The organism is Bacillus cereus group sp. BfR-BA-01524, assembly GCF_022662595.1.
Taxonomy (GTDB): Bacteria; Bacillota; Bacilli; order Bacillales; family Bacillaceae_G; genus Bacillus_A; species Bacillus_A thuringiensis_S.
The window spans coordinates 1-23,310 of the sequence record NZ_JAKUDW010000082.1 but is presented as its reverse complement, the minus strand read 5'-3'; the positions used below and the strand labels follow the sequence as shown (position 1 = coordinate 23,310).

Here is a 23,310-nt window from a genome sequence, read left to right as displayed (position 1 = left end):
CAATAAATACAAATACAGGTACTAATTTTGCGATTGTAGTTACTAAATTCACAAGTGCTGCTGATTGAACTCCACGTAAAATTAACATGTGAACACACCACAATAATACGCTTGCACCAATAATGGATTCTACATTTTGACCGCCTTCAAAGATCGGGAAGAAATATCCTAATGAAGAAAATAATAATGTACCGTAAGCTACATTCCCAAGCCAAGCAGATAGCCAGTATCCCCACGCACTATTAAATCCCATAAAATTACCAAACCCTGCTTTTGCATAGCTAAAAATACCACCATCTAAATCTGGCCGTTTTACAGTTAGATTTTGAAAAGATAATCCAAGTGCAATCATCCCAATTCCTGTTATAACCCAGCCAATAATAATGGCTCCAGCACCAGCACCTTTTGCCATATCACTCGCTAAATTAAAGGCTCCACCGCCAATCATAGACCCAACTACCAGAGCCGTTAGTGTAAACAACCCTAATTTCTTATCTTCACCCATTCCACTCACCTCTCTTTAATTGCAATAACAATACAAAAGCAATAGTGAATGATAGTGTCTAAAGGAGGAGAAAGAAGAAAGGAAGACTCCCTTTCTTCTTTACTCCATGTTTCCTAAAGTAGCTGCCATAACCGCTTTAATTGTATGCATTCTATTTTCAGCTTGATCAAATACTTTTGAATGTTTACTGCGGAATACTTCGTCAGTTACCTCCATTTCTTTCAACCCATATTTCTCATAAACTTCTTCGCCATACATCGTTTCAACATCATGAAATGCAGGTAAACAATGTAAGAAAATCACGTTTTCATTCCCTGTTTCTTTAATCATTTTCATATTTACTTGATAAGGTTTCAATAACTCGACACGTTCAGCAAATTTTTCTTCTTCCCCCATAGACACCCATACATCTGTATAAATTACATCTGCATTCGCAACAGCTTCTTCCACATTACTTGTTATCATTACCTGTTCATTATATTTTTTTGCTAAATCAATTACTTCTTGTGCAGGCCATAAAGATTCCGGTGTACAAATACGTACATCCATTCCAACGATTGCTCCACCAACTAGTAAGCTATTAGCAACATTATTTCGTCCATCTCCAACGTAAACGAGCTTCACATTTTTCAATTTCCCTACATGTTCTCTAATTGTTAATAAATCTGCTAGTGTTTGTGTTGGATGCCACATGTCTGTTAATCCATTCCAAACTGGCACACCAGAATTTTGTGCTAAAGATTCTACAGTCTCATGATTAAATCCACGAAACTCAATTCCATCAAACATACGCCCTAACACTTTTGCTGTATCCTCTACGGATTCTTTTTTCCCAAGCTGAATATCACCTTTCCCTAAATATTCAGGATTCGCCCCTAAATCTGTACATGCTACCGTAAATGCACAGCGCGTACGAGTGGAGGTTTTTTCAAATAAGAGCGCTACATTCTTATCTTCTAAATAATGATGCGGGATACCATTTTTCTTTTTCTCTTTTAATTCTGCTGCTAAATCTAGAAAATATAACAATTCTTCTTGTGTAAAATCTTTTTCTGCTAGAAAGCTTCTTCCTTTTAAATTTGGTCTAGTCATTAACATGCTTCATCCCTACTTTCTCCGTTATTTATACTAAATATCTTTACGAACAATTGGCATACTCATGCAACGTGGACCCCCACGACCACGAGATAATTCTGAACTTAGCACCTCAATCACTTCTATACCGTGTTCCCGTAATAACGTATTGGATACATAGTTGCGATCATATGTAACAACTACACCTGGTGCGATTGCTAATGTGTTCGAGCCATCATTCCATTGTTCACGAGCAGAAGCAATTACATCTCCTCCTCCACATGGAATAAGAACTAATTCACTTAAGCCTAATACCTCTTTTAATGCTTCCATTAAAGAATTACGATGTGTAATTTTAAGAGTTTCCTCATCTGATCCTTTTTCTAAAATATAAATATTCATATTCCCTTTTGGCCCTTGAATGGCTGGGTGAATTGTAAACTTGTCATAATCAACCATTGTAAATACTGTATCTAAATGCATAAATGCTCGGCATTTTGGAATTTCTATCGCTAACACTTTCTTAATTTTATTTTGTCGGCTAAAGAGATTTTTAGCTAAACGTTCAATTGCTTTAGCTGAAGTACGAGCAGATACTCCAATTGCAATTGTTTCTTCATTTAAAATTAGCTCGTCGCCACCTTCAATTGGAAATTTATAATCACGATCTAACCAGATTGGTACATTATGTTTTGCAAATCTTGGATGATATTTAATGATGTACTCCATGAATAATGATTCACGTCTACGCGCTGGTTCTCTCATCTTATTTATCGTTAAGCCATCGCCCACGCTAGCTGCTGGATCACGAGTAAAATATAAATTAGGCATTGGATCTAAGTAAAACGGATAATGATCTTCCATTAATTCATATAAATGTGTCTTCTTACTTGTTTCAATTTCGCTTTTCCGTACACCGCCCATAATTTTTTGAATTAATTCTTCATTTGAAAAGGAAAGTAAATATTCTTTTAAAGTTTGATGTGCAACATTTACGTCGGCCTGTCCTTCTTTTAAAATACGATCAACAAATTCTTCTCGAAGTTTTTTGTCTACTAACGCCTCAGCGGCTAGTTTTTCTAAATAAAGAACTTCAACACCCCGATTGCGTAACGTTTGTGCAAAATAATCATGCTCTTTTTGAATAATTGGTAAGTATGGAATATCGTCAAATAATAATTGCTGCAAATAATCTGGCGTCAAGTTTTCCACTTCTTTACCCGGTCGTTTTAATAAAACCGTTTGTAATTCCCCAATTTCTGAAGTAACATGTATCGGATGTTTCATTTGTTGTACCTCCTTTTAAATATGTTTGATGTCTTACAAGTACATAATAAATGCTCTGCACTTTCATCTTTGTGAAATCATCCACATTATCATTGTGAAATATTAAACAAGTTATTTTTTTAAAATCATACGAATATGTATTTTTATAACAAACTATCTCGATTTCCCAATAAAAAATACATATATTACGCATATATGTTGAATATTTAACTTCCGTATTTAAACAAAAATCCTGTTTTTAATAAAATTAAAAACAGGATTTTTGCATCTAAATAATTAAATTTAACCTTTCTTCTATAATCTCCCTATCTGATTTCGACTGTGAAATTATAAGGCATGTATCATTTCCACATATACATCCTATTTTTTCTTTCCAATCTAATTCATCAAATAAAACACCAATAACATGTGCATTACCAGGTAATGTTTTAATAACCATTAATTGATCTACACAATCAATTTTTACAACAACCTCTCGTAATTTTTTCTTTAACTTTATATCAGTTTGTAAATGCTCTTCTGAGAAAACTTTATATATCATTAATCCTTCTTGAGAAGGTACCTTCGTTAAGTTTAACTCACGAATATCGCGAGAAACAGTAGCTTGTGTTACTAATACATCTTTTTTTGCTAACAATTCTACTAATCTTTCTTGCTTATCTATTTCATACTCCTTTACAAATTGTTTAATTAACCGTTGTCTTTTTTCTTTTTTCATAAAAGACACCCCTTTTAATATTATAGCTCGCTATAATTTTCATCCGAAAGGGAGAGAAAAGAATGTTGCGGAAACGTTCATAGTTTAACTGTAAATATTAAATCAAACTAAATAAAAAAGAGAAGAACAGCATTCTGTTCTTCCTTTTACATTGAAAATCGTTCAATTGTTTGTTTCAAATCGGTTGCTTGCTTCTCTAAATCCTTTAATAATTGATCGATTACTATCATATTTTTAGACTGTTGTAGCGTCACACGCGCCACTTCTTGTGAACCAGCTGAAGTTTCTTCAGCAATTGCTGCTACAGCTTTTGTTTGTGCTCCTGTTTGATGAATGTGGCTCACTTGTTCATTCATATAACTACTAATTTGCTGAGTTGCATCGGCTACTTCCATAACACTTGATGACATTTCTTTTAAAATTAATTCCGTAGCTTCTCCACGCTGCGCCTCTTCTTTAGCTATTTTCACTTGTTCTGTCATTTTCATTGCAACTTGTTGTACTTCATCTTGCATATTCCGTAATAACTGCGATATGTTTCTTGCAGAATGATCACTTTCATCAGCAAGTTTCCGTACTTCTTCCGCAACAACCGCAAAGCCTCTTCCATGCTCTCCTGCGCGAGCTGCCTCAATAGAAGCATTTAGTGCTAATAAATTCGTTTGGCTAGCAATCGCACTCACAACAGACACAATATGTTCTACTTGTTTCATTCGTTCTTCTAACTTCTGTACATTTTGCATTGAATCTTCATTTTCTTTTGCCAATGTTTGAATACCGTGAATTAAAGACGTAAAGACACGAGTACTATGCCCTAAAGCTTGAACCATTTCTGAAGACAACGTATCAGACTGCTTCGCTTTTTCTTCTACTTCACTTGCAATAGACGTCGTTGTATCAACAGCAGAAACAATCGCTTGAATTGATGCCGCTGATTGCTCAGCGCCTGAAGAAATCTCTGCAAGTGTCTCAGATACACCCTGTGCTTGTTTCGTTGCTTCGCCTGTTTGTTTTCTAATCTGCTGTACTTGATTATTTGTATACGAAAATGTTGTATCAATATTTTTTACCATGCCCCTTAAGTTTCCTAACATCATATTAAATGCAACACTTAAAGATTTAATTTCATCATCTGTCTTCGGTAATGGAACATCTTCACGAATATCACCCTCAGCTGCTTTTCTTGCCGCCTCCTCTAACTTTCGAAGCGGTTTAATTAAAAATACAGCTGCTCCATATGCTAAAATTCCAGACCATACTACCCCTAATAGCATAACGATAATATTATATACAGTTTGACTTACATAACTTTGAAAATAATCGTATATCACGTAAATAAAAAATATACTTGTTGAATATGTAATGAAAGCTAAAACTGTAGTGAATAGCATAAGTTGTGTACGTAATCCAAAAGAAAATGTTTTCCTTTCTTTTTCCATCTTCTCTTTCCCCCTTTTTATAAGCAATATAAATACTACCTATATATTATTATCCATATTTTCATTATAGAAGGATATAGAGATTTTAAAAATTATTATTTCTTTGAATATCAAATTGCACGAAAAAAATAAAGGATTCTGACAATTTATGACTAATAACAGAAATAAGGGGCAACATTTGTAAAATATATTTTTAACTGGGGGTTTTGTATGATTCAAGTTCGAAATCTAGTAAAATCATTCGGTTCACTTGATGTGTTAAAAGGAATTGATTTAGAAGTAAAAGAAAAAGAAGTTGTTGTTTTAATTGGTGCCAGTGGTTCTGGTAAAAGTACATTACTTCGCTGTCTTAACTTTTTAGAAATGTACGATGAAGGCGAAATTCACTTACAAGGTGAGCGGATTGATCCAAAGCATTCAAATTTAAATAAAGTCCGTGAAAATGTCGGTATGGTTTTTCAGCACTTTAACCTCTTTCCTCATATGACCTCACTAGAAAACATCATAGAAGCACCTATTCACGTAAAAAAATTAGAGAAAGCAAATGCAAAAGATATTGGAAATCAACTTCTCCAAAAAGTCGGCCTTCAAGATAAAGCGGATGTAACTCCTCATCTTCTTTCAGGCGGTCAAAAACAGCGCATTGCCATTGCACGAGCTCTTGCAATGAGCCCTAAGATTATGCTATTTGATGAGCCTACCTCAGCTTTAGACCCTGAACTTGTTGGAGAAGTATTGCAAGTTATGAAAGAACTTGCTGAAGAAGGGATGACAATGGTTATTGTTACTCATGAAATGAATTTCGCAAGAGATGTAGCTGATCGCGTCATCTTTATGGACGATGGAAAGATTGTAGAAGATGCTCCGCCAGCACAATTCTTTTCAGCTCCATCACATGAACGGGCAAAACAATTTTTACGCAACGTTTTATAATGTAACTTCTGTTTCAAACGAAAAGGAATACATTCATACGGTGCACAACTAATCATCCAAATAAAATATTTCAATAACATACTTAAAACCATCCGTATGATCAATATATAGGAGGGGTTTTATGAAAAGAAAACTATTAACCATTGTTGCGAGCATTACACTATGTACATCCTTCATACTAGGAGCTTGTAGCAAAGAAAGCTCTACTACTTCATCAAATGGTGAAAAAGAATTTCGCTATGCGATGAGTGGATTATACAAACCTTTTAACTATAAAGAAAATGACGGCAAACTTGTCGGCTTTGATGTAGAAATCGGTGAAGCTCTTGCTAAAAAGATGAACATGAAGGCTACGCCAGTTACAAACCCATGGGAAACGCTAATTCAAGGTCTTCAAGCGAAGAAATATGATGTAATACTGGGTAGTATGGCAATTACAGAGGAGCGCTTAAAAGCTGTTAGTTTCTCAAATCCGTACTATCGCTCTGGCGCCCAAATTTTTGTGGCTAAAAAGAATACCGCTATCTCTTCTCCAGAAGATTTAAAGGGTAAAAAAATTGGTGTTGTAAAAGCTAGTACCTTTAAAAATCTTGTTGCAAAATATACAGATCAAATCACAGAATATGACAGTGATATTACTGCTCTTATGGATTTAGAGCCTGGGCGTGTTGACGCAGTAATTACGGATCAAATGGTTGGTCTACGTATGATAAAAGAAGGAAAATCGAATATAAAAGAAGCCGGAAAACCATTAAATCTTGATGAAATGGGAATTGCTATTCGCAAAGATGATAAAGAAATGGTTGAGAAAGTAAATAAAGCGTTAGATGAAATCATTAAAGATGGTACGTATGAAAAGATCAGTAAAAAATGGTTCGGGCGTAATATTCTTGGTGAAGAGGAAAAAACGAAGTAAGTAAGTTAGCCATTCAAAAGATTCATAAACAGTGCCCCACTGATTAAGTGTTCATTTTATGTGGGGCATTTCATTCTCTACTAAAATCTATACAATATGAGGTGAAACGCATGTTTGAAATTTTTATCTCTTCCTATCCCACACTCTTAAAAGCTACTATTGTCACATTACAATTAACATTAACTTCCCTAGTACTCGGTTCATTAATTGGATTATTATTCGCTTTCTTTCGAATTTCGAATAACAAAGTTTTAAATAGCATTGCTCATATCTATATTGCTATTATTCGTGGTACACCTTTAATTGTTCAAATCGCTATTCTCTATTTTGGGATTACATCCGTTGTTGTTTTTACCCCTTTTTGGGCAGGAGCAATCGCTTTAGCAATTCATAACGGTGCATATATTACGGAAATTTTCCGTGGATCTATTCAATCCGTTGACCGGGGACAATTAGAAGCAGCCCGCTCTTTAGGTATGCCTTACCCTTTAGCTATGCGCCGGATTATATTACCACAAGCATTTCGTCTGTCTCTTCCTCCTCTAGGAAACCAATTTATTATCGGATTAAAAGACTCTTCACTTGTCGCTTACGTAGGACTGTCCGAATTATGGGGATCAGGTTTATCAATTGCAGCAGGTAACTTCCAACAATTAGATACTTACATAATCGTTGGTTCATACTATCTCGTACTTGTTCTTCTATTTACTTATTTTGTTAATCTTTTAGAAAAACGATTACAACGAAAAGAAACTAACTCCTTCCAAGTCCATAAAAAGAACAAAAAGGAAGTTTCTTTATAAGAAAAAGCAAGCCTGAGATGGCTTGCTTTTTCACTGCAAAAATATATTAATTTTTACTGATTTACTTTTTTAATACTCTCGTCTTCCTCTATATGTTCCTCACGATATGAAATATTATGAGGATCTAGTCCATTTCCTAAAGAACCATAGAAATGCTCTCTATGCGGATCCACTAATTCACTTCCGTGATAATACACACGTGGTGTATTCCAAAGTGCTGCCAATGCTTTTGTCATCGGCATTTCGTGATAACGTTCCGGCCACATTTCTTTAATCTTCTCTTTTACTAACGGATAGTATTTAGAGCTCATAGCAGGAAACAGATGGTGTTCTGTATGATATGAGAAATTGAAATGTAAAACGTCTACCCAGCGCGGCACTGTTACTGACAAACAGTTTGCTAACGGATCATTTACTGGAACAATTGGATTTAAGCGGTGATTTGTTGCGATATATGCCATTACAATAAAGTTAGCAATCAACAACGGAATGACATATGCAAATAACCATTTTCCAGGTCCCATAATAAACAATAAACTAATCCAAACTGTCCAAGGCAAAAGAAGTTGAAGCCATACAGATTTTTGATTGGATGACTTGAACTCTTTTATAAAATGAAAGAACATTCGAGTCGAATGCAATGTAAATTGAATTGTTAGTGACAGAAAACTAAAGAATGAACGTACATGTAGAGGCATACGATATACCCAACTCAAAAACTTACTCTTCTTAAGTTTCTCAAGTGTCGGCCATGCATCCGGATCATTCTCTTCATGCTGTGTATGAACATGATGCGTTGCATTATGCCACTTTCTCCAAAGCTTTGGCCCTGTTGATAATGGCATAAATGCAATCGCGCCTAAGAAGTCACGAAGCCATGCCTTTCTTACAACAGTTCCATGTAAAATTTCATGCCCTAAAAATCCAAGTGAAGCAAAACATAATCCAAGAACAATCGCAATTCCTAGATTCGCCCACACATTCAATTCAAATACACCAATCGATATTAACCCCGCCAATGCCACAAGCAAATAAGCCAGTCCACCAAATAAACGAGTAGGCACTGGTTTAAATGCTTTTTTCGGCAAATGTGGTGATACACGTGCTGCATACCACCCAAACGTATGAAGCTCCTTCATCCTTTTGCCCCTTTCTTATGCCGCGCCTTGCGCAACTTACATATATCAATTCTTGCTTCCAGATTGATTTTACTAGATGATCCAAAAAGCATCTATTATAAGGAAAATATACTCACTCTATCGTCACTTATTTTTCGCTTTTATTATCAATGAAAAACATTTCTCTTTTTACTCTCTATCAACCTTTCCACATGATGAATCATAACAATAGAATTTCTATATTGTCAACAACTTTTATGACCTAGTAATAAAAGTTGGTTATACTTTTATAATCATACTTTATTTCACTAAAGAAAATGTATAGATTTCATAAGGATTTACCCACTATATATAGACATTTCCTTAAACGCCATAGACTCTATCTCATTCAATAACTCTCTATGTAATCAACAAACAAAATCACTTAAATTTAGTTTTATATAAATCCTACTTCTTCATAATGCCCCACCTAATTAATTATATTAAAATAATTTATAACCTCTTTTAATAAAAATAGACTACTTCTAAAACAACACACATGAATTTCATATAATATGGAAATATTAAAAGGAAAATTGTTCTAAAATCAGGAGGTTTCCGTAATGACAAGTGATACATTTCCACAACTGCCGCTATCTTATTGGATTGAATCTACTCAGTTTCCTACTTTCCCTCGTTTATCCGAAAATATAAAGACGAAAGTTGCTATTATCGGTGCTGGTATTACAGGTATTACTACTGCCTATTTACTTGCAAAAGAAGGCATCGATGTTGTTTTAATTGATTCTGGTCGTATTTTACACGGGACGACTGGACATACAACAGCGAAAGTAACAGCACAACATGATCTTATTTATGATGAATTAATAACTCATTTCGGTGTAGAAAAGGCCGGGCTTTACTATGAATCAAATAATCAGGCTCTACAATTCATAAATGAAACTGTTCAAACATATAAAATCGACTGTAATTTCTCAAATGAAGATTCATATTTATATACAACTACTGATAATGGATTAAGAAATTTATCGAAAGAATATGAAGCTTATCAAAAATTAAATATACCTTGTGACTACGTTCAATCTCTATCAATTCCTATTCCAGTACAATCTGCACTTGTCATGAAAAATCAAGCACAATTCCATCCCCTCCTTTATTTGAAAACACTTTTAGAAAAGTTTGTGGAGATGGGCGGCAAAGTTTATGAACAAACAACAGCTATGGATGTCGAAAAAGGGGATTATCCACAAATAATTACAAAGGATGGCCATCATATCACTTGTGAATATGTCGTCTCTTGTTCACATTTTCCTTTTTATGATGCGAATAGCTTTTTCTTTACGAGAATGTATGCAGAACGCTCCTACGCTCTTGCAATAAAAGCAAAAACGGATTATCCAGGTGGCATGTATTTAAGTATTGATGATCCAAAACGCTCCTTACGCTATATAACAGATAATGGAGAAAAATTGATTTTGATTGGTGGGGAAAGTCATAAAACAGGACAAGGAATAAATACGATGCTTCATTATGAAGCACTCTACTCTTTTGCTGAAGCAACTTTTGGAGTAGATAAAGTTCCTTATAGATGGTCAGCACAAGATTTAATTACTCTAGACAAACTCCCTTATATCGGACATATTAACGAAAGGAATCCAAATATATTTGTTGCAACTGGATATCGCAAATGGGGAATGACAACTGGAACTGCTGCCGCTCACCTACTGAAGGACTCCATCCTAAAAGTCCACAGTCCCTATAAAGAACTATATGCACCATCACGCTTCCATGCAAATCCAGATATAAAAATGTTCCTCTCCCAGAACATTGATGTTGCGAAACATTTAATTGAAGGAAAGATTGAAACCGCATTACGTAAGCCAGAAGATCTCGAAGTTGGTGAAGGATCTGTCGTACATGTTAACGGTAAACGAGCAGGTGCTTATAAGGACAAAGAAGGTAAATTACATATCGTCGATACAACTTGTACACATCTCGGCTGTGAAGTTGAATGGAATAATGGTGATTGTACTTGGGATTGCCCTTGCCATGGTTCTCGTTTTTCAATTGAGGGAGACGTTCTTGAAGGTCCAGCAGATCAACCGTTAAAACGAGTTGATAATGAGTAAACAAATAAAGAAGTTCAACAGAATTACTGTTGAACTTCTTTATTTGTAATAAAACTTTTTCAGATAAATTTCGACACCAAGAAGGAAAAAATTAACATTAAATAAAATAATATATTCATCTACAAATTAAAAGGGGTGAATATTATGCAACCTTCAGCTCCACCTCATCTAGAATCTACAGAAACTATCTTTTCAAGCTCTATTACAAAACTTGTTGTTTTTATTTGTTGGCTAGCCATTTTAGCTGATGGATATGATTTAGGTATTTACGGTGCCGTTCTACCAAAGCTCCTAGAAGACAAAAGCTGGGCGCTATCACCAGCGCATGCTGGTACAATTGCAAGCTATGCTTTATTTGGGATGTTTATTGGAGCTATTCTAGTTGGAACGATTACAGATCTAATTGGGCGTAAATGGACGCTTATATGCTGTTTAGCACTTTTTTCTATCACAATGGGTTTAGCGGCTATCGCTCCTTCTCCTGAGTTATTTGGATTGTCTCGATTTATAGGAGGAATCGGATTAGGCGGTGTTATCCCAACGGCTTCAGCACTTACTGTTGAATATTCCCCCCAAAAAAGGCAATCTTTTATTTATGCTCTTATGTTTACGGGCTATCCTTTAGGTATCGTGTTAGGTGCTATTTTGTCTATGTTTATGTTAGAAGATTTCGGATGGAGAATTATGTTTGGTATCGGAATGATTCCACTACTCCTTATTCCTTTCATTATTCGCTATTTACCTGAGTCCATTCAATTTTTATTATCACGTAATCGCCAAGAAGAAGTGAACCAAATTCTTAATCGTTTTCAAATTGAATTTCATGTAAAAAATAAAACTCATCAAGCCCCATCTACTATACAAAAGGAAAATGGATTTTTCACTTTATTCTCAAAAGAATACATAAAAGCAACGCTACTTTTTTGGATCACTTATATAATGGGAATGTTTCTAATATACGGTTTAAACACTTGGTTACCACAGATGATGCGTCAGGCGGGATATCCTCTTGGATCTAGTCTGTCATTCCTACTTATACTAAATATTACCGCAGCTATCGGCGCATTATTCGCTGGAGCAATTGCTGATCGTATAGGAGCAAAAATTGTTATTAGCATCTCTTATCTTATGGCAGCCATATGTATCGGACTATTAACAATTAAACCATCTGTTACAATCATTTATCTTTTAATTGGCCTTGCTGGTATTGGATCAGTCGGTATTACTCAAATATTAAATGCATATGTAACACAATACTTCCCATCACATATCCGAGCTACCTCCTTAGGCTGGGGACTCGGGCTTGGCCGAGTTGGTGCAATTGCTGGCCCTATTCTCGTCGGTATTATTATGACAATGCGATATGACTTAGCATGGAATTTTTACTTATTCTCCTTTGCAGGTCTTATCGCAGCTATATCTGTTTTCTTCATTCCTACAAAATAAAAAGAGCACAAACTTACTTGTGCTCTTTTTCATATGCTTCAAACAACGTATCTCGAAACAATGTATTTAAACTCTCAATATCGATCCCTGATCCCTTTTCAATTCCTTTTACATACTGCTGATAGTAATGAATTTGTTCTTCTAAAAATTGATTTAGCACCTTAATTTTCAATCCAACATCTAATTCAGTACCTGCTTTTTTCTTTATTAACAACTTTTCAATTTCATCTAATACACTACGTTCTAATGATAATTCTGTAATCAATCGGTCAAATTCTACAGGAGGTAAAGTTGCTTTCTCTTCTAGCCACTTACAAGCTAAAATGGGACGTAATACATAAAAGTACTTTTTCAGCTTTACATTCTCACCTTGCAAAAATTCACGATAATTTTTCGACGCCATATGTAAATAATGATATATCGTTGCTTTTGGATCAAAATTCTTCTCACTCATCTGTTGAAGTAGTTCTGGAAAATTAGAGTTTTTCGAATAAAAAATTGGTGATCGAATCCACTCAAGTAAAGCTGGGTTCGACTTCGCGAATAGTTGCAATGCCTTTCTAATATCCCAACCACTTATATCTAAATCATCACTAATTGGATATTCAATTACATCTCGTTTATCATGAATTGATAAATACCATTCTACCGGATGTATATAAACAAACCTAACATCATAATCGCTATCTTTCGATGGAAACCCCCAAGCACGACTCCCTGATTCTACCGCAAATAAAATTTTCACATCATTCTCTTTTTCAATTCTTTCTAACTCCAACTCGATTTTCTCTCTCATTTCATAACACCTCTATTTTTTGATTATTTCCTTGGAAATTCGACAAATACACTACTAATTTTACTACATACTAAAAAAACTGTCAGAAATTACTGACAGCAAAACGGAACATCTATTGTTGCTTTTCGATTACAGTAGTAGCAATTCGTTCAAACTCTTTTTGAATCTCATCTTTATATGCATCTACTATTGAAAAATCCATAGCAGCAATATAAATTCGTTCTAATTTATCACGAACCGATTTTGCTTTCGCTAAGAAAGACATCGCCTCATTCATTTTTGCTTTATATTGAATGGAAACATCACGAATTTCCTTCGCATATTTCTCATCCGTCCCTGGCGTAACAATAAGGGCATACATATCAATAATTTCATCACCCTCGCGACTTGGAAAATATTCATGTGGTGCGGTGCTATCAAAAATTGCAAAGCCTAATTCTCTTACGATAACCATATCAAGACTATTCGGGTCAAATCCGCAATGATATACTTCAACTTCAAACCCTTTTTCTTCAGCTGCCTTAGCTAACTTTTTGAGCATCGTTGATTTTCCAGAGCCTGGGCGCCCTTTTATAAAATAACGATGTGGTAACCCTTCTGTTAAATTAGGAACAAAATCAACTGCCCCTTTCGGTGTAGCAGCTCCTAAAAAACGATGTTTTACAAGCGATTGTCTTCCACTTTTATTTGCAAATAATTTCTGGATAAGCTGATCGGTTAGTTCATTTGCTTTATTAAAATCTATATTATCAATATATATCTTCTCCCACTCATCATGTATAACCAATGCCTCTTTAAAACGTGCGTAAGCAGACTGAAAAGCTTTGCTTGCTTCTGAAACAAATCTTTCAATTTCTAACTTCTGCTTCCTTAGTTTATCTGAGTCCCAAGCAATTCCTAAATTTATATACTCTTCAACAACTCCTGGCATTTTTGGCTCAATAACATGCGGCGATGTCCCATCAACAATTCCTGCTTTTAATTTTGGGATAATTACACCATCAACCGATTTATTGTCAGAAGAACAATGTAAAAATTCAATATCGTATCCTTTTCCAACCCATTCACGACCTATTGCCTTTATTAAAGAAGATTTTCCCGTTCCTGGGCCACCCTTTAAGATAAATAATCTGTCTAATCCTTTTAAATTCTCTTCGTATAAATTGTGAAATCCCCTAGCTGTATTACCACCAGCATAGTAATTCAGTACATTTCCTGTCACTGCACTCACTCCTTCGCAGCATTCTATTTACATAAGCTACAATATGCGAGCAGCTTTATTTGGGTGAATACCTATTTTATATTGCACGCAAAAAGGAAATGAATTACAATTTAACTATCGGAAAATTCCGATTTTAAAAACTGAATACTTCTTTATCAAGAGAGGCAGAGGGACCGGCCCTTTGAAGCCCAGCAACCTCAGTTTATACAAACTGAATAGGTGCTAATTCCTGCAAAATGCATTGCATTTTGGAAGATAAAACTCAACTAGCATGTAAAGCTCATCTTTCTTGATACTGAAGGATGAGCTTTTTATTATTTGAAAAACATATATTGGAGGTATGTAAAATGAAAGTAATTGATCTATCGCAAACATTTGAAAATAATATGTCTCAATTTCCTGGAACACCTAAAATACAACTAGAAGCTGTTACAAGCGTTGAAGAAGCAGGCTATCAAGTTACAGATTTTCATTCTGTCGTTCATGTTGGCACGCATTGTGATGCTCCTGCGCATTTTATTTCAGGAGCAACAACGATTGATCAATTACCGCTAGATCAATTTGTAGGCGAAGCTGTTCTTATAGATGTAACACATATTCAAGAGCGAAAATTACCTAAGGCAGTATTGCATAATACTGACATAAAAGAAGGTGATATTGTTATTTTTCATTCCAATCTATCCACTAAATGGAATACAGAAGCTTATGAGAAAGAAGCATTTTATCTTTCTGAAGAATTAGCTGAAGAACTAGTTCAATTAAAAGTAAAATCTATCGGTTTAGATTTCATTTCTCCTGATGAAGTTACAACAGAAACATCACCGATTCATCACATATTATTAGGGAATAATATTTATTTAATTGAAAACTTAACAAATTTAGATGCTATCGAAGCAAAACGTTTCTTTTTCTCAGCAGCACCTTTAAAAATTAAAAATAGTGACGGTGCTTTCGCAAGAGCATTTGCTGTTATTTTTTAAATGGAGCTACAAAAAAAGCAAAGGTCATTACTGACCTTTGCTTCTATATTTTCTATTTAAATTAAGAAAGAATTGTTCCACACGAGGACGTACCCAAGCTAAACAATCAATCTCTTTCTTCTTTGTGCAAGCTATCTCTTCACCATCTACCATTTCAACAAGTTCCAACTCTAACAATTGCCTCGTGAACGCTAACATATTTACTTCTTCAGCTGGATACTCTTCTTTTAATTTCTCCTCAATTTCACCCAATAAAAAACCGTCACGCATCATTGCTAGTGCATCAATCCAAAGTGGCGGCATTTCATATTTTTCTCCTGTAATTGTATCTTTTACAATATAATTCTTTTGCTCTTTTCGAAATTGAATTGTATGTAAACATACAGTCGAATTTAATGTTAATTCCATCATACCACCTCTTTCATAATATCTGCATAGAAAAAAGGATGCGCGTGCACCCCTTCTTATCTTTTCGTAACACTACTGAACCGTTACATGAGCAACCAATCTCATGTCGATATTTTCCTCCATTATAAACGAAGTATTTTATAAAAAAAACCCTTCTTGAAACATTTTATAAAATGTTTATATTTACACAACAAGAACACTTTTCTGAAAAATCTTTTCTCCCAATACATTAAACGGTCGGCAGAAAAATTTCTACTTTCGTTCCTACTCCTACACTACTTTGAATTGTGATACTTCCTTGATGTTCCTTAATAATTTTATATGTAATCATTAATCCAAGTCCTGTACCATTCTCCTTTGTTGTGTAAAAAGCCTTGCCGATTTTTCCTAATTTCTCATTCTCTATACCAAATCCTTGGTCTTCGACAGAAATACACAAATGTCCTTGCGTTTTTTGATATGCACGGATATGAATTTCTCCACCCTCTGGCATTGATTCTATTCCATTTTTAATGATATTTAATAACACTTGTTTTAATTGCTTATCATCACCGTTTATAGCCGGTAAATTCCCATCTACTTGTAAATGGCATTTAACTCTATATTGCGTTGCATAACTTTCCATTAGCTGCACAACATATAGAAGGATGGCTCGTATATTACATCTTTCATAATTTGTTGGCTTTGGCTTTCCTAACAACATCAATTCACTAACAAATCCATTAATCCTTTCAATTTCTTGTAGCATAATGTTGTAGCTCATCGTATCAGTTGGGTTTCTTTCTTTTTGCATTTGCGTAAACCCTTTTAACGCTGTTAGCGGATTTCGAATTTCATGGGCAATCGTTGTAGACATAGTCCCAATCACTGCTAAATTTTCCGTCTCTTTCATATTGTTCATCATTTCAACCACTGTTCTTACATAAGATTGAAATCGTTTTAATAAAGAATGTGAAATAATAAAAAAGAATATACATAAAACAAGTGGAATCACAACTTTAATATCTTGTAATATCAAAGTGAAAAATACATACTTTCCAATTACACTAAAGGAAACTAAGTAAAAATACTTTCTATTCACAAATATCGGCGCAAATAAAATTAACAATATTTCAACCATATTTCCATTTTCAAAAACACGATTACTGTTTAAATAAATCATTAAATTATTTATGATATCAATAAACATATACCCAATTAAAAACAAATATTTCACAAAATATACATAACCTTTTTTTTGAAGATATACTGAAATAGGAAATAAAGATATTACTAATATATAAACCCCTATCCCCATACCACCTTCTGGCCATCCTATCCTTGCACCATTAATGTCCATAGCCGGATACACAAAGTAATAAATAACGTCATATAAAAAAAATATAATATAGAATAACAATAAAAATACTTTTAAAGCTTCTCTTTCTTCATAAATTAAGCTTTTCAATTTGTTCATATGAATACTCCTCATGATCAATACAAAAAATAACGTTTTATATGTTATCTCCTTAAATTATAAGTATGAAATTGCTTTCAGGGCAATATTTAACCTTATAATACTAAAAGGAAGGAGAGCTCTCCTTCCTTTTAGTAACAACTTACATCCACCTTACCCTATCATGTAACAATCCATCCGTAAAATTATTATGCCCTACTACAAAATCCCTCATATATAAATTTAAATATTCACCGTACTTACTTTCTGTATTTAATAACAACTCCTCGACGTAATAAGCACCTTGTTCAAATTGATCTAAAAATATACTGCACAAGCCTGCATAAATCCCGCACCCTACCTGAAAATACGTTGCATTCGTTTTATATTTACGAAAAACTTGGCTACTATTCATCACATTATACATATATGTCTCACTATTTTCATAAACGAGTAACACACCGACCAGGTCTTCTCCAGCAACCTCTTCTTCCGCTGGATTAAATACTTTACGATTCCAGTTCCATAAATCTTCTACTTGATCTAAGTTCTGTCTAATTATATTTGTTGTATACTCATTAATTCGGTAAAGAAAACCAACTTCCATATTAAAGTTTTTCCCTAAAATTAATACTTCCTCATGTGGCATTAAACAACCATAGAATTCTTTTTCTCCTAACTTCACTTTATACTCTGAAGCATATACATCTTCATAAAAGTAAAGAGGACGATGATGACTCATATACATCGGATAACTCCAGATTGCTTCATCTAAAAATCGCTCTACTGCCCATGAAGCATAAAGTGTATGTGGCTTTATAAGTGCTGTATCATTCAAAAACGACGTGTCATGTTCTACAATATAACATGCTCTTGGCCTTTCATTTGGTCGTTCCTTCATAAGCTCAACAACCATCCATTGAACAACACCTGGATTCATACCTGAACCTATAATTGCTTTTGTATTTGTAAATTTCTCTTTCTCCTTCTCAAACCTTGTATATCTTTCCGTAAGCTGAAAGCCGATTAAGCTATCGTCCTGATCTACTGCCTCATTTTCCAAGGCTGAGTTAATATAACAAATTCCTAGTTCATTACAGCAGCTTAATACTCTAATTGTATCTGCCCCTGAAACATCAATCACAACACTCGTTCTTTTTTCTTTTAAATGTTGTTTAAATTCCACTACATTTTGAAGGTTTATTTCATATAAATATAATTGACTTTTCAAATTCGAAAACAACTCATCATAATAAGTCCTATCTTTTTGCTTTATATCCACCAAATGAAATTTGGCATTCTTTAATACTTCATAAATTGGATCTTTTTCATTTGCTATCGCTTGATTTAAAATTGCTAAAACTGCTTTTGCTGCTCCACCAGCACTACCAAGCAATGTAATTGATAACGAATTCGGAAACTGCTCCACAAACAAAACCCCTTTAATAAATTAATTGAGCAGCTCCTCCTCAAAAAATAAATTGAATACATAAAAGATAGCTCGTACACATTTCTTTATAAATTAGTGCAAATTCTTCAAAACAAGATTCCACTATAATATATTTATATTCAATTCATTTTTCCCCTCATATCCAAATTAAACTAAATAAATAGGCTCGACCTTTTCTTCTGCATATAAAAGAAAAAGCCAGCCCTTCCAACTAATCTACGGACAATGGACGGATTTTACATGTTGAATATTCACATACATTTTTGCATCACGTGCTTTTGATATTTCAATATGACCTTCATCAATTTTCGCCATTTTTCCAATTTTATTGGACTCCTCACCTAAATCGAACACCATAATTTTCCCTGTCATTTTAATAAGCTGTTCTTCAAACGTTCTAGCTAACGTAATATTTAACGGATTTACGGGGAGTTCATTTTTATTGAGGGCATACGGTACTTGGTTCTCTTTATACGGAATTAACCATTTTAAATGCTTTAAAGATATATATACCGTTTTATAAACCGGACTATAAAAAACAATATAATCGTTCATCACACTTGTAACATAACCATGTATTGGAGCATTTCCTGCTACATAAACTTCTGTAAAAATCCCTTTAGAAGTACTTAATACTTTTCTCAAAGAAATTGAAGGGGATTCCCTCTTAATTACAGAATCAACATCTGGTTTTGATATTTCTTCGTCATATGGTCTTAAAAATTTATAGTATTGTACATGATATAACGATATATATACGTAATCTTGTCCATTGTAAAGAACAACAATATCATTTCCTACATCAATTAATACGCCTTTAAATCTTTTTTCACCGATTAATTTAACATATATATTTTCTCCAATACTTTTATTCAACTCATTCATCTATATCCTCCTTCCTATAAATATCAGCTTTCCTATCTTCCGTTTCAAAAAAAATAATCAGGGCAATGTTTTGTATTAATAGTAAGTAATTCCTTTTCATACTATCGAAATAAGGAATTGTTCTTCTCTTTCCCTCATAATGCCCCTCTTATTTATTAAACATTATTCATCTTCATTCTTTTTACATTTCACTACTTGACTCACACTCTTAATATGATAATTAATGATATAAATGACTTCATCGCCGTTTACTAGTGTAATACATTCTTCATGCACTTCACTTAATAATCCTTCCACACACTCAGGACCGCCACGATTTATCTTTACCCACTTATACTTCAAATCACGTAATATATCGACAAAAGTATCATCCTCAGAGCAGAAACATGAAACATAGCAATCGCCACATTTACTTTCTTTCACTTTCTTAGCTAGACTCTTCACATGTTTCAATTGGTAATATACTAATTCACCAAGAGGAAGTTGTAATGTAAGGTAATCTCTCCCTAACGATACAAGTACCCCCACTCGACTCTCTGGTCCACGAAGATTTACTTTTACAGTCTCACCGACTAAGCATTTAATTTGCTCACAGCATAATATACTTTCCAAATTTGTATCCTCCTTTCTTATTATCTTCCTCTACTTGACTGTCTTTGTGCACGAGCTCGACTCGAATTATCACTTTCACTATTGCTTTCACTGTTGCTTTCACTGTCGCTTTCTTCACTATCTCTACAAGCTACTGTGACACTCTTAATATGAGATACTGCAACTAATATAACTTCTTCTTTTACAATCAATGTCACAAATTCACAAGAAACATCTTGTAAAATACCTTCAACTTTCTCTGGGCCACCACGATTAATTTTTACCCAGCAATATTTGAAGCTTTGAAGTAACTTTTCAAAGTCATCTTCACATTCCAACCATCTGCAATCATCTGCTTTACAATCTTTCGCATTTTTTGTAACACTTTTCAGATGACGAATCTGATAGTAATAGAGCTCTCCTTTTTCATTCTTTAATACAAAGTAATCCGAACATACTGCGACTATTGTCCCTTTTTGAGATTCTGGACCACCCCTGTTTACTCTCACAAAAGATCCAATTAAGTCTTTCAGAAAATCACAATGAAATAAACTCACGAGAAAACCCCTTCCATTAATTTATAAGCTTTTGCACTGATAGTATATGTATCTGTACAGGTTACGTTCTCTATGTTTGTCCTAGCTAGAAAAAAATATGCTTTTAACATGGTAGACTACTACCTATCAAAAACATAAGGAATTCTGCATGCCCATTAGGCTTTCGATACCTTTAGACAAAAAATCCCGTATGAAGATACATTTCTGCATATCTTCATACGGGATTTCCCAAAGTTTAGTCTTCGTCTTTAACATCCATATCTTCTGGAATTGGTTCGTTTAATATTTCTTCCACTAACTGCTTATATTTCTCCATTTGTTCTAAATGCGTATTGAATTGTTCTTTATTTACTAAATATTGCTCTCCATCGAATAGCGCACGAATTTTCTTTTGCTGAATTAACTCTTCAATATACGATTTTGGTAAATTCAAATACTCCGCAGTCTCTTCTACTGTTATATACAATGCGTTCATTCCTTTATTATTTTTTCATCTATACTGTATCTTACTTTACTTTATTTTTGTAAACAAATAAAAAAGATTTTGTAAATGCAGTTCAAAAAGCAGGTAGATGCATTCCATATATTGTATAGTATTATATAGTAAGAATTTTTTAAATATAGAATGGTATTACCCATTTACACAAAGGAGAGTTAACATATGGCTACTCGTCACATCATTACAATGTTAGAAAAAACACTACAAGTTGAAACAGAAAACACAATTTCTCATTTGAATGTATCTTTATCTGATCGTTTTCTTTCTCAAAGCACAGCAATACATGAAAACAATTGTTATCATACAATTGGTGAATGGTACAAAAATCATTTCTTATTCCAACAAGATGATTTCCTTTGGGCTAAATATGCTTTCTATGACGCATATTGTGAAGCCATCAAAAAACAAGGCCATCTTACAAAACGCGTCCGTCAAATATTAGAATCATTGGCTCGAAAACATGGAAAACAATATATTGCTTCTATACTAAATATGCCATTTCCTAATGAACGCGCTAAAGGGACAGCGTAATTTAGCCATGTTCTGCGTAAGCAAAACATAGCTAAATTGTTTTCTAAGATGCTTTACCAATAAAAATGTTCATATCATATGAACTGATGAAACCGGTGTCATTATAATGATTGAAAATATAGTAAACAGGAAAACCCCCACGTACATCTCTCATCCATTTGAATAGAGAAGTATGTGGGGGTATACTTGTTCCTTATTATTTCATCATCTGCTTAATCAGTTCGCGATTTCTCTTCTTAAATACTTCATTATGAGAAGAAACCATTCCGTACTCACTTGCATCTGGTTGGATAAATTGCTTTGCTTTATTCACAGCATTTCCAGCATCTTGGAATGCACCTGCAATTAAGTGTAGTTTCCCTTCATGCTTTAAAATATCTCCAGCAGCATATAATCCATCTACTGAAGACTCACTATTTGCATTACCTGCAATATAATAATTATCTATAATTGCAACGTCTAACTCACTATTTTCTAATAATGTAATGTCGCGTTCATATCCATGATTAATAATAACTTCATCAATAGGTAAGTGAGAAACCTCACCTGTTTCATGATTTGTTAATTCTACATATTCGATCGCTTCATGATTATCACCAGCAATTAATTTTGTAATCGATGTATTAAAGAAACACTCCGCTGAGCTGTTCATAAGTTGTTTTACTTGTGCTTCATGACCAGATAATTCTTCTTTTCTATAGGTTACATACACTTTTTTCGCAATTGGTTCCAATTCATTTGCCCAATCAACAGCAGAATTGCCTCCACCGGAAATAATAACTGTTTTACCTTTGAAACGCTTTAAAGATTTAACTGTATAATTTAAATTCGATACTTCAAATCGCTCAGCACCTTCAATAGATAACTTTTGCGGTTTCAATATACCACTTCCTGTTGCGACGATAACTGTTTTTGAAAAGTGTTCTTCGCCAGTACTTGTTTTTAATGTAAAAGTACCATCTTGATTACGAATAATCGATTCTACTTTTGTATCTAATACAACTTCCGGCTTAAATGTTAACCCTTGCTGTACAAGTTGTTCAATTAACTTATCACCTGTAACTGGCAATAGTCCTCCTACATCCCAAATCATTTTTTCCGGATACACATGTATTTTTCCACCTAAATGTGGTTGAAATTCTATTATTTTCGTTTTCATTTCTCTGAGTCCACTATAAAAAGCTGAATAAAGCCCTGCAGGTCCTCCGCCTATCACGGTTACATCAAACAATTCTTCTCGATTCATTCGTGCTCACTCCTCAGCTATTAATCATTGATTATCATTCTCAATAAAATATAACCTGTTTCCGCAAAATTTACAATCAAAATTACTATTGACAATACACCTATATAAAATTATATTATTTAAAGAATCAATAGTGATAATCATTATCATTTTGTTAATAATTAGCAAATTTGAGATTACATCTTCTTTCATTAATATGGTTAATACTATATTATAAAATCTCATATTCAAGATTTTTAATAAATTATTTTGCTTTACCACTACTCTTTCAAAAAGATTACAGTTAAACAAATTATTGTATACACATATCATCTATGTTAAAGGAGAAAGACGATGAAAAAG

Annotated in this window: 22 protein-coding genes, 2 pseudogenes and 1 riboswitch; of the genes and pseudogenes, 7 read left to right on the top strand and 17 right to left on the bottom strand. The window is 33.9% G+C overall.

Annotated features, from left to right (window positions below):
- From MR170_RS23210 to MR170_RS32770, 6 genes and pseudogenes are all read right to left on the bottom strand, one after another.
- Window positions 1-505, bottom strand: a 505-nt coding sequence (locus MR170_RS23210; RefSeq protein ID WP_242309494.1) for an amino acid permease, incomplete at its 3' end; no start/stop codon positions are given.
- 99 nt (window positions 506-604) lie between these two features.
- Window positions 605-1,603, bottom strand: coding sequence for an ornithine carbamoyltransferase (gene argF, locus MR170_RS23205; protein WP_016083685.1), 999 nt, complete (start codon window positions 1,601-1,603; stop codon window positions 605-607).
- Window positions 1,604-1,633: 30 nt separating this feature from the next.
- Window positions 1,634-2,866 carry an arginine deiminase gene (gene arcA, locus MR170_RS23200; RefSeq protein WP_016083686.1) on the bottom strand — a complete coding sequence of 411 codons (1,233 nt, stop codon included), beginning with the start codon at window positions 2,864-2,866 and terminating at the stop codon, window positions 1,634-1,636.
- A gap of 268 nt (window positions 2,867-3,134) precedes the next feature.
- Entirely contained in the window at window positions 3,135-3,584 is a 450-nt protein-coding gene (gene argR, locus MR170_RS23195) for an arginine repressor (RefSeq protein ID WP_000711826.1), read from the bottom strand.
- Window positions 3,585-3,730: 146 nt separating this feature from the next.
- Window positions 3,731-4,303 (bottom strand): annotated as a pseudogene (locus MR170_RS32775) (methyl-accepting chemotaxis protein); the annotation flags it as partial.
- Between the two features lie 369 nt (window positions 4,304-4,672).
- Window positions 4,673-4,858 (bottom strand): annotated as a pseudogene (locus MR170_RS32770) (HAMP domain-containing protein); the annotation flags it as partial.
- 375 nt (window positions 4,859-5,233) lie between these two features.
- Here MR170_RS32770 and MR170_RS23185 point away from each other — a divergent pair.
- The 3 genes from MR170_RS23185 (at window position 5,234) to MR170_RS23175 (ending at window position 7,675) form a co-directional block, all read left to right on the top strand.
- Window positions 5,234-5,956 (top strand): amino acid ABC transporter ATP-binding protein, encoded by a 723-nt coding sequence (locus tag MR170_RS23185; RefSeq protein ID WP_000616921.1) that lies wholly within the window; start codon window positions 5,234-5,236, stop codon window positions 5,954-5,956.
- A gap of 121 nt (window positions 5,957-6,077) precedes the next feature.
- Window positions 6,078-6,872 (top strand): ABC transporter substrate-binding protein, encoded by a 795-nt coding sequence (locus tag MR170_RS23180; protein WP_000823754.1) that lies wholly within the window; start codon window positions 6,078-6,080, stop codon window positions 6,870-6,872.
- A gap of 47 nt (window positions 6,873-6,919) precedes the next feature.
- Window positions 6,920-7,675: an amino acid ABC transporter permease gene (locus tag MR170_RS23175; protein ID WP_242309491.1), complete on the top strand. Its 756-nt coding sequence runs from the start codon at window positions 6,920-6,922 to the stop codon at window positions 7,673-7,675.
- 53 nt (window positions 7,676-7,728) lie between these two features.
- On the opposite strand, the gene desB is transcribed toward MR170_RS23175, so the two are convergent.
- A complete protein-coding gene (desB, locus tag MR170_RS23170) occupies window positions 7,729-8,814 on the bottom strand; it encodes a Delta(10) desaturase DesB (protein ID WP_000661219.1) in 1,086 nt (361 codons plus the stop codon).
- 581 nt (window positions 8,815-9,395) lie between these two features.
- On the opposite strand from desB, the gene MR170_RS23165 reads away from it, so the two are divergent.
- Together MR170_RS23165 and MR170_RS23160 are read left to right on the top strand one after the other, a co-directional pair.
- On the top strand, window positions 9,396-10,922 hold the full coding sequence (locus tag MR170_RS23165) for an FAD-dependent oxidoreductase (protein WP_016083689.1): 1,527 nt from the start codon (window positions 9,396-9,398) through the stop codon (window positions 10,920-10,922).
- Between the two features lie 144 nt (window positions 10,923-11,066).
- Window positions 11,067-12,368 (top strand): MFS transporter, encoded by a 1,302-nt coding sequence (locus tag MR170_RS23160; RefSeq protein WP_016083690.1) that lies wholly within the window; start codon window positions 11,067-11,069, stop codon window positions 12,366-12,368.
- 13 nt (window positions 12,369-12,381) lie between these two features.
- On the opposite strand, the gene MR170_RS23155 is transcribed toward MR170_RS23160, so the two are convergent.
- The gene (locus tag MR170_RS23155; RefSeq protein ID WP_043937475.1) at window positions 12,382-13,164 is read right to left on the bottom strand and encodes a nucleotidyltransferase domain-containing protein; all 783 of its coding nucleotides are present in this window, start codon (window positions 13,162-13,164) and stop codon (window positions 12,382-12,384) included.
- 112 nt (window positions 13,165-13,276) lie between these two features.
- Complete coding sequence (locus MR170_RS23150; protein ID WP_016083692.1) at window positions 13,277-14,386, bottom strand: PRK06851 family protein; 1,110 nt, start codon at window positions 14,384-14,386, stop codon at window positions 13,277-13,279.
- A gap of 149 nt (window positions 14,387-14,535) precedes the next feature.
- Window positions 14,536-14,648: riboswitch (SAM riboswitch) on the top strand.
- A gap of 85 nt (window positions 14,649-14,733) precedes the next feature.
- On the opposite strand from MR170_RS23150, the gene MR170_RS23145 reads away from it, so the two are divergent.
- Entirely contained in the window at window positions 14,734-15,366 is a 633-nt protein-coding gene (locus tag MR170_RS23145) for a cyclase family protein (RefSeq protein WP_016083693.1), read from the top strand.
- 27 nt (window positions 15,367-15,393) lie between these two features.
- Here the strand turns inward: MR170_RS23145 and MR170_RS23140 are convergent, their stop codons facing one another.
- The 7 genes from MR170_RS23140 to MR170_RS23110 all read right to left on the bottom strand — a co-directional run bounded on the left by MR170_RS23140 (window position 15,394) and on the right by MR170_RS23110 (window position 21,167).
- On the bottom strand, window positions 15,394-15,774 hold the full coding sequence (locus MR170_RS23140) for a hypothetical protein (protein WP_016083694.1): 381 nt from the start codon (window positions 15,772-15,774) through the stop codon (window positions 15,394-15,396).
- A 229-nt stretch (window positions 15,775-16,003) separates the two neighbouring features.
- Window positions 16,004-17,230: an ATP-binding protein gene (locus tag MR170_RS23135; protein ID WP_016083695.1), complete on the bottom strand. Its 1,227-nt coding sequence runs from the start codon at window positions 17,228-17,230 to the stop codon at window positions 16,004-16,006.
- Between the two features lie 142 nt (window positions 17,231-17,372).
- Complete coding sequence (locus tag MR170_RS23130; protein ID WP_098640622.1) at window positions 17,373-18,638, bottom strand: S-adenosylmethionine decarboxylase related protein; 1,266 nt, start codon at window positions 18,636-18,638, stop codon at window positions 17,373-17,375.
- 237 nt (window positions 18,639-18,875) lie between these two features.
- Window positions 18,876-19,544 (bottom strand): LSm family protein, encoded by a 669-nt coding sequence (locus MR170_RS23125; RefSeq protein WP_001004281.1) that lies wholly within the window; start codon window positions 19,542-19,544, stop codon window positions 18,876-18,878.
- A gap of 162 nt (window positions 19,545-19,706) precedes the next feature.
- A complete protein-coding gene (locus tag MR170_RS23120) occupies window positions 19,707-20,156 on the bottom strand; it encodes a hypothetical protein (protein ID WP_016083697.1) in 450 nt (149 codons plus the stop codon).
- Between the two features lie 20 nt (window positions 20,157-20,176).
- Window positions 20,177-20,692, bottom strand: coding sequence for a hypothetical protein (locus tag MR170_RS23115; protein WP_016083698.1), 516 nt, complete (start codon window positions 20,690-20,692; stop codon window positions 20,177-20,179).
- A 235-nt stretch (window positions 20,693-20,927) separates the two neighbouring features.
- A complete protein-coding gene (locus MR170_RS23110) occupies window positions 20,928-21,167 on the bottom strand; it encodes a helix-turn-helix domain-containing protein (protein ID WP_001998970.1) in 240 nt (79 codons plus the stop codon).
- A 186-nt stretch (window positions 21,168-21,353) separates the two neighbouring features.
- Between MR170_RS23110 and MR170_RS23105 the strand changes: the two genes are divergently transcribed.
- Window positions 21,354-21,722: a hypothetical protein gene (locus MR170_RS23105; RefSeq protein WP_000235474.1), complete on the top strand. Its 369-nt coding sequence runs from the start codon at window positions 21,354-21,356 to the stop codon at window positions 21,720-21,722.
- Window positions 21,723-21,918: 196 nt separating this feature from the next.
- On the opposite strand, the gene MR170_RS23100 is transcribed toward MR170_RS23105, so the two are convergent.
- Window positions 21,919-22,968 (bottom strand): NAD(P)/FAD-dependent oxidoreductase, encoded by a 1,050-nt coding sequence (locus MR170_RS23100; RefSeq protein WP_001078268.1) that lies wholly within the window; start codon window positions 22,966-22,968, stop codon window positions 21,919-21,921.
- Window positions 22,969-23,310 lie beyond the last annotated feature (342 nt).

Coding starts and splice junctions, on each gene's coding strand:
- MR170_RS23160 (WP_016083690.1), top strand. CDS start 11,067: ATGCAACCTTCAGCTCCACCTCATCTAGAATCTACAGAAACTATCTTT.
- MR170_RS23145 (WP_016083693.1), top strand. CDS start 14,734: ATGAAAGTAATTGATCTATCGCAAACATTTGAAAATAATATGTCTCAA.
- MR170_RS23165 (WP_016083689.1), top strand. CDS start 9,396: ATGACAAGTGATACATTTCCACAACTGCCGCTATCTTATTGGATTGAA.
- MR170_RS23155 (WP_043937475.1), bottom strand. CDS start 13,164: ATGAGAGAGAAAATCGAGTTGGAGTTAGAAAGAATTGAAAAAGAGAAT.
- MR170_RS23110 (WP_001998970.1), bottom strand. CDS start 21,167: ATGAACGCATTGTATATAACAGTAGAAGAGACTGCGGAGTATTTGAAT.
- MR170_RS23105 (WP_000235474.1), top strand. CDS start 21,354: ATGGCTACTCGTCACATCATTACAATGTTAGAAAAAACACTACAAGTT.
- MR170_RS23180 (WP_000823754.1), top strand. CDS start 6,078: ATGAAAAGAAAACTATTAACCATTGTTGCGAGCATTACACTATGTACA.
- argR (WP_000711826.1), bottom strand. CDS start 3,584: ATGAAAAAAGAAAAAAGACAACGGTTAATTAAACAATTTGTAAAGGAG.
- desB (WP_000661219.1), bottom strand. CDS start 8,814: ATGAAGGAGCTTCATACGTTTGGGTGGTATGCAGCACGTGTATCACCA.
- MR170_RS23135 (WP_016083695.1), bottom strand. CDS start 17,230: ATGAACAAATTGAAAAGCTTAATTTATGAAGAAAGAGAAGCTTTAAAA.
- arcA (WP_016083686.1), bottom strand. CDS start 2,866: ATGAAACATCCGATACATGTTACTTCAGAAATTGGGGAATTACAAACG.
- MR170_RS23100 (WP_001078268.1), bottom strand. CDS start 22,968: ATGAATCGAGAAGAATTGTTTGATGTAACCGTGATAGGCGGAGGACCT.
- MR170_RS23140 (WP_016083694.1), bottom strand. CDS start 15,774: ATGGAATTAACATTAAATTCGACTGTATGTTTACATACAATTCAATTT.
- MR170_RS23185 (WP_000616921.1), top strand. CDS start 5,234: ATGATTCAAGTTCGAAATCTAGTAAAATCATTCGGTTCACTTGATGTG.
- MR170_RS23125 (WP_001004281.1), bottom strand. CDS start 19,544: ATGAATGAGTTGAATAAAAGTATTGGAGAAAATATATATGTTAAATTA.
- argF (WP_016083685.1), bottom strand. CDS start 1,603: ATGTTAATGACTAGACCAAATTTAAAAGGAAGAAGCTTTCTAGCAGAA.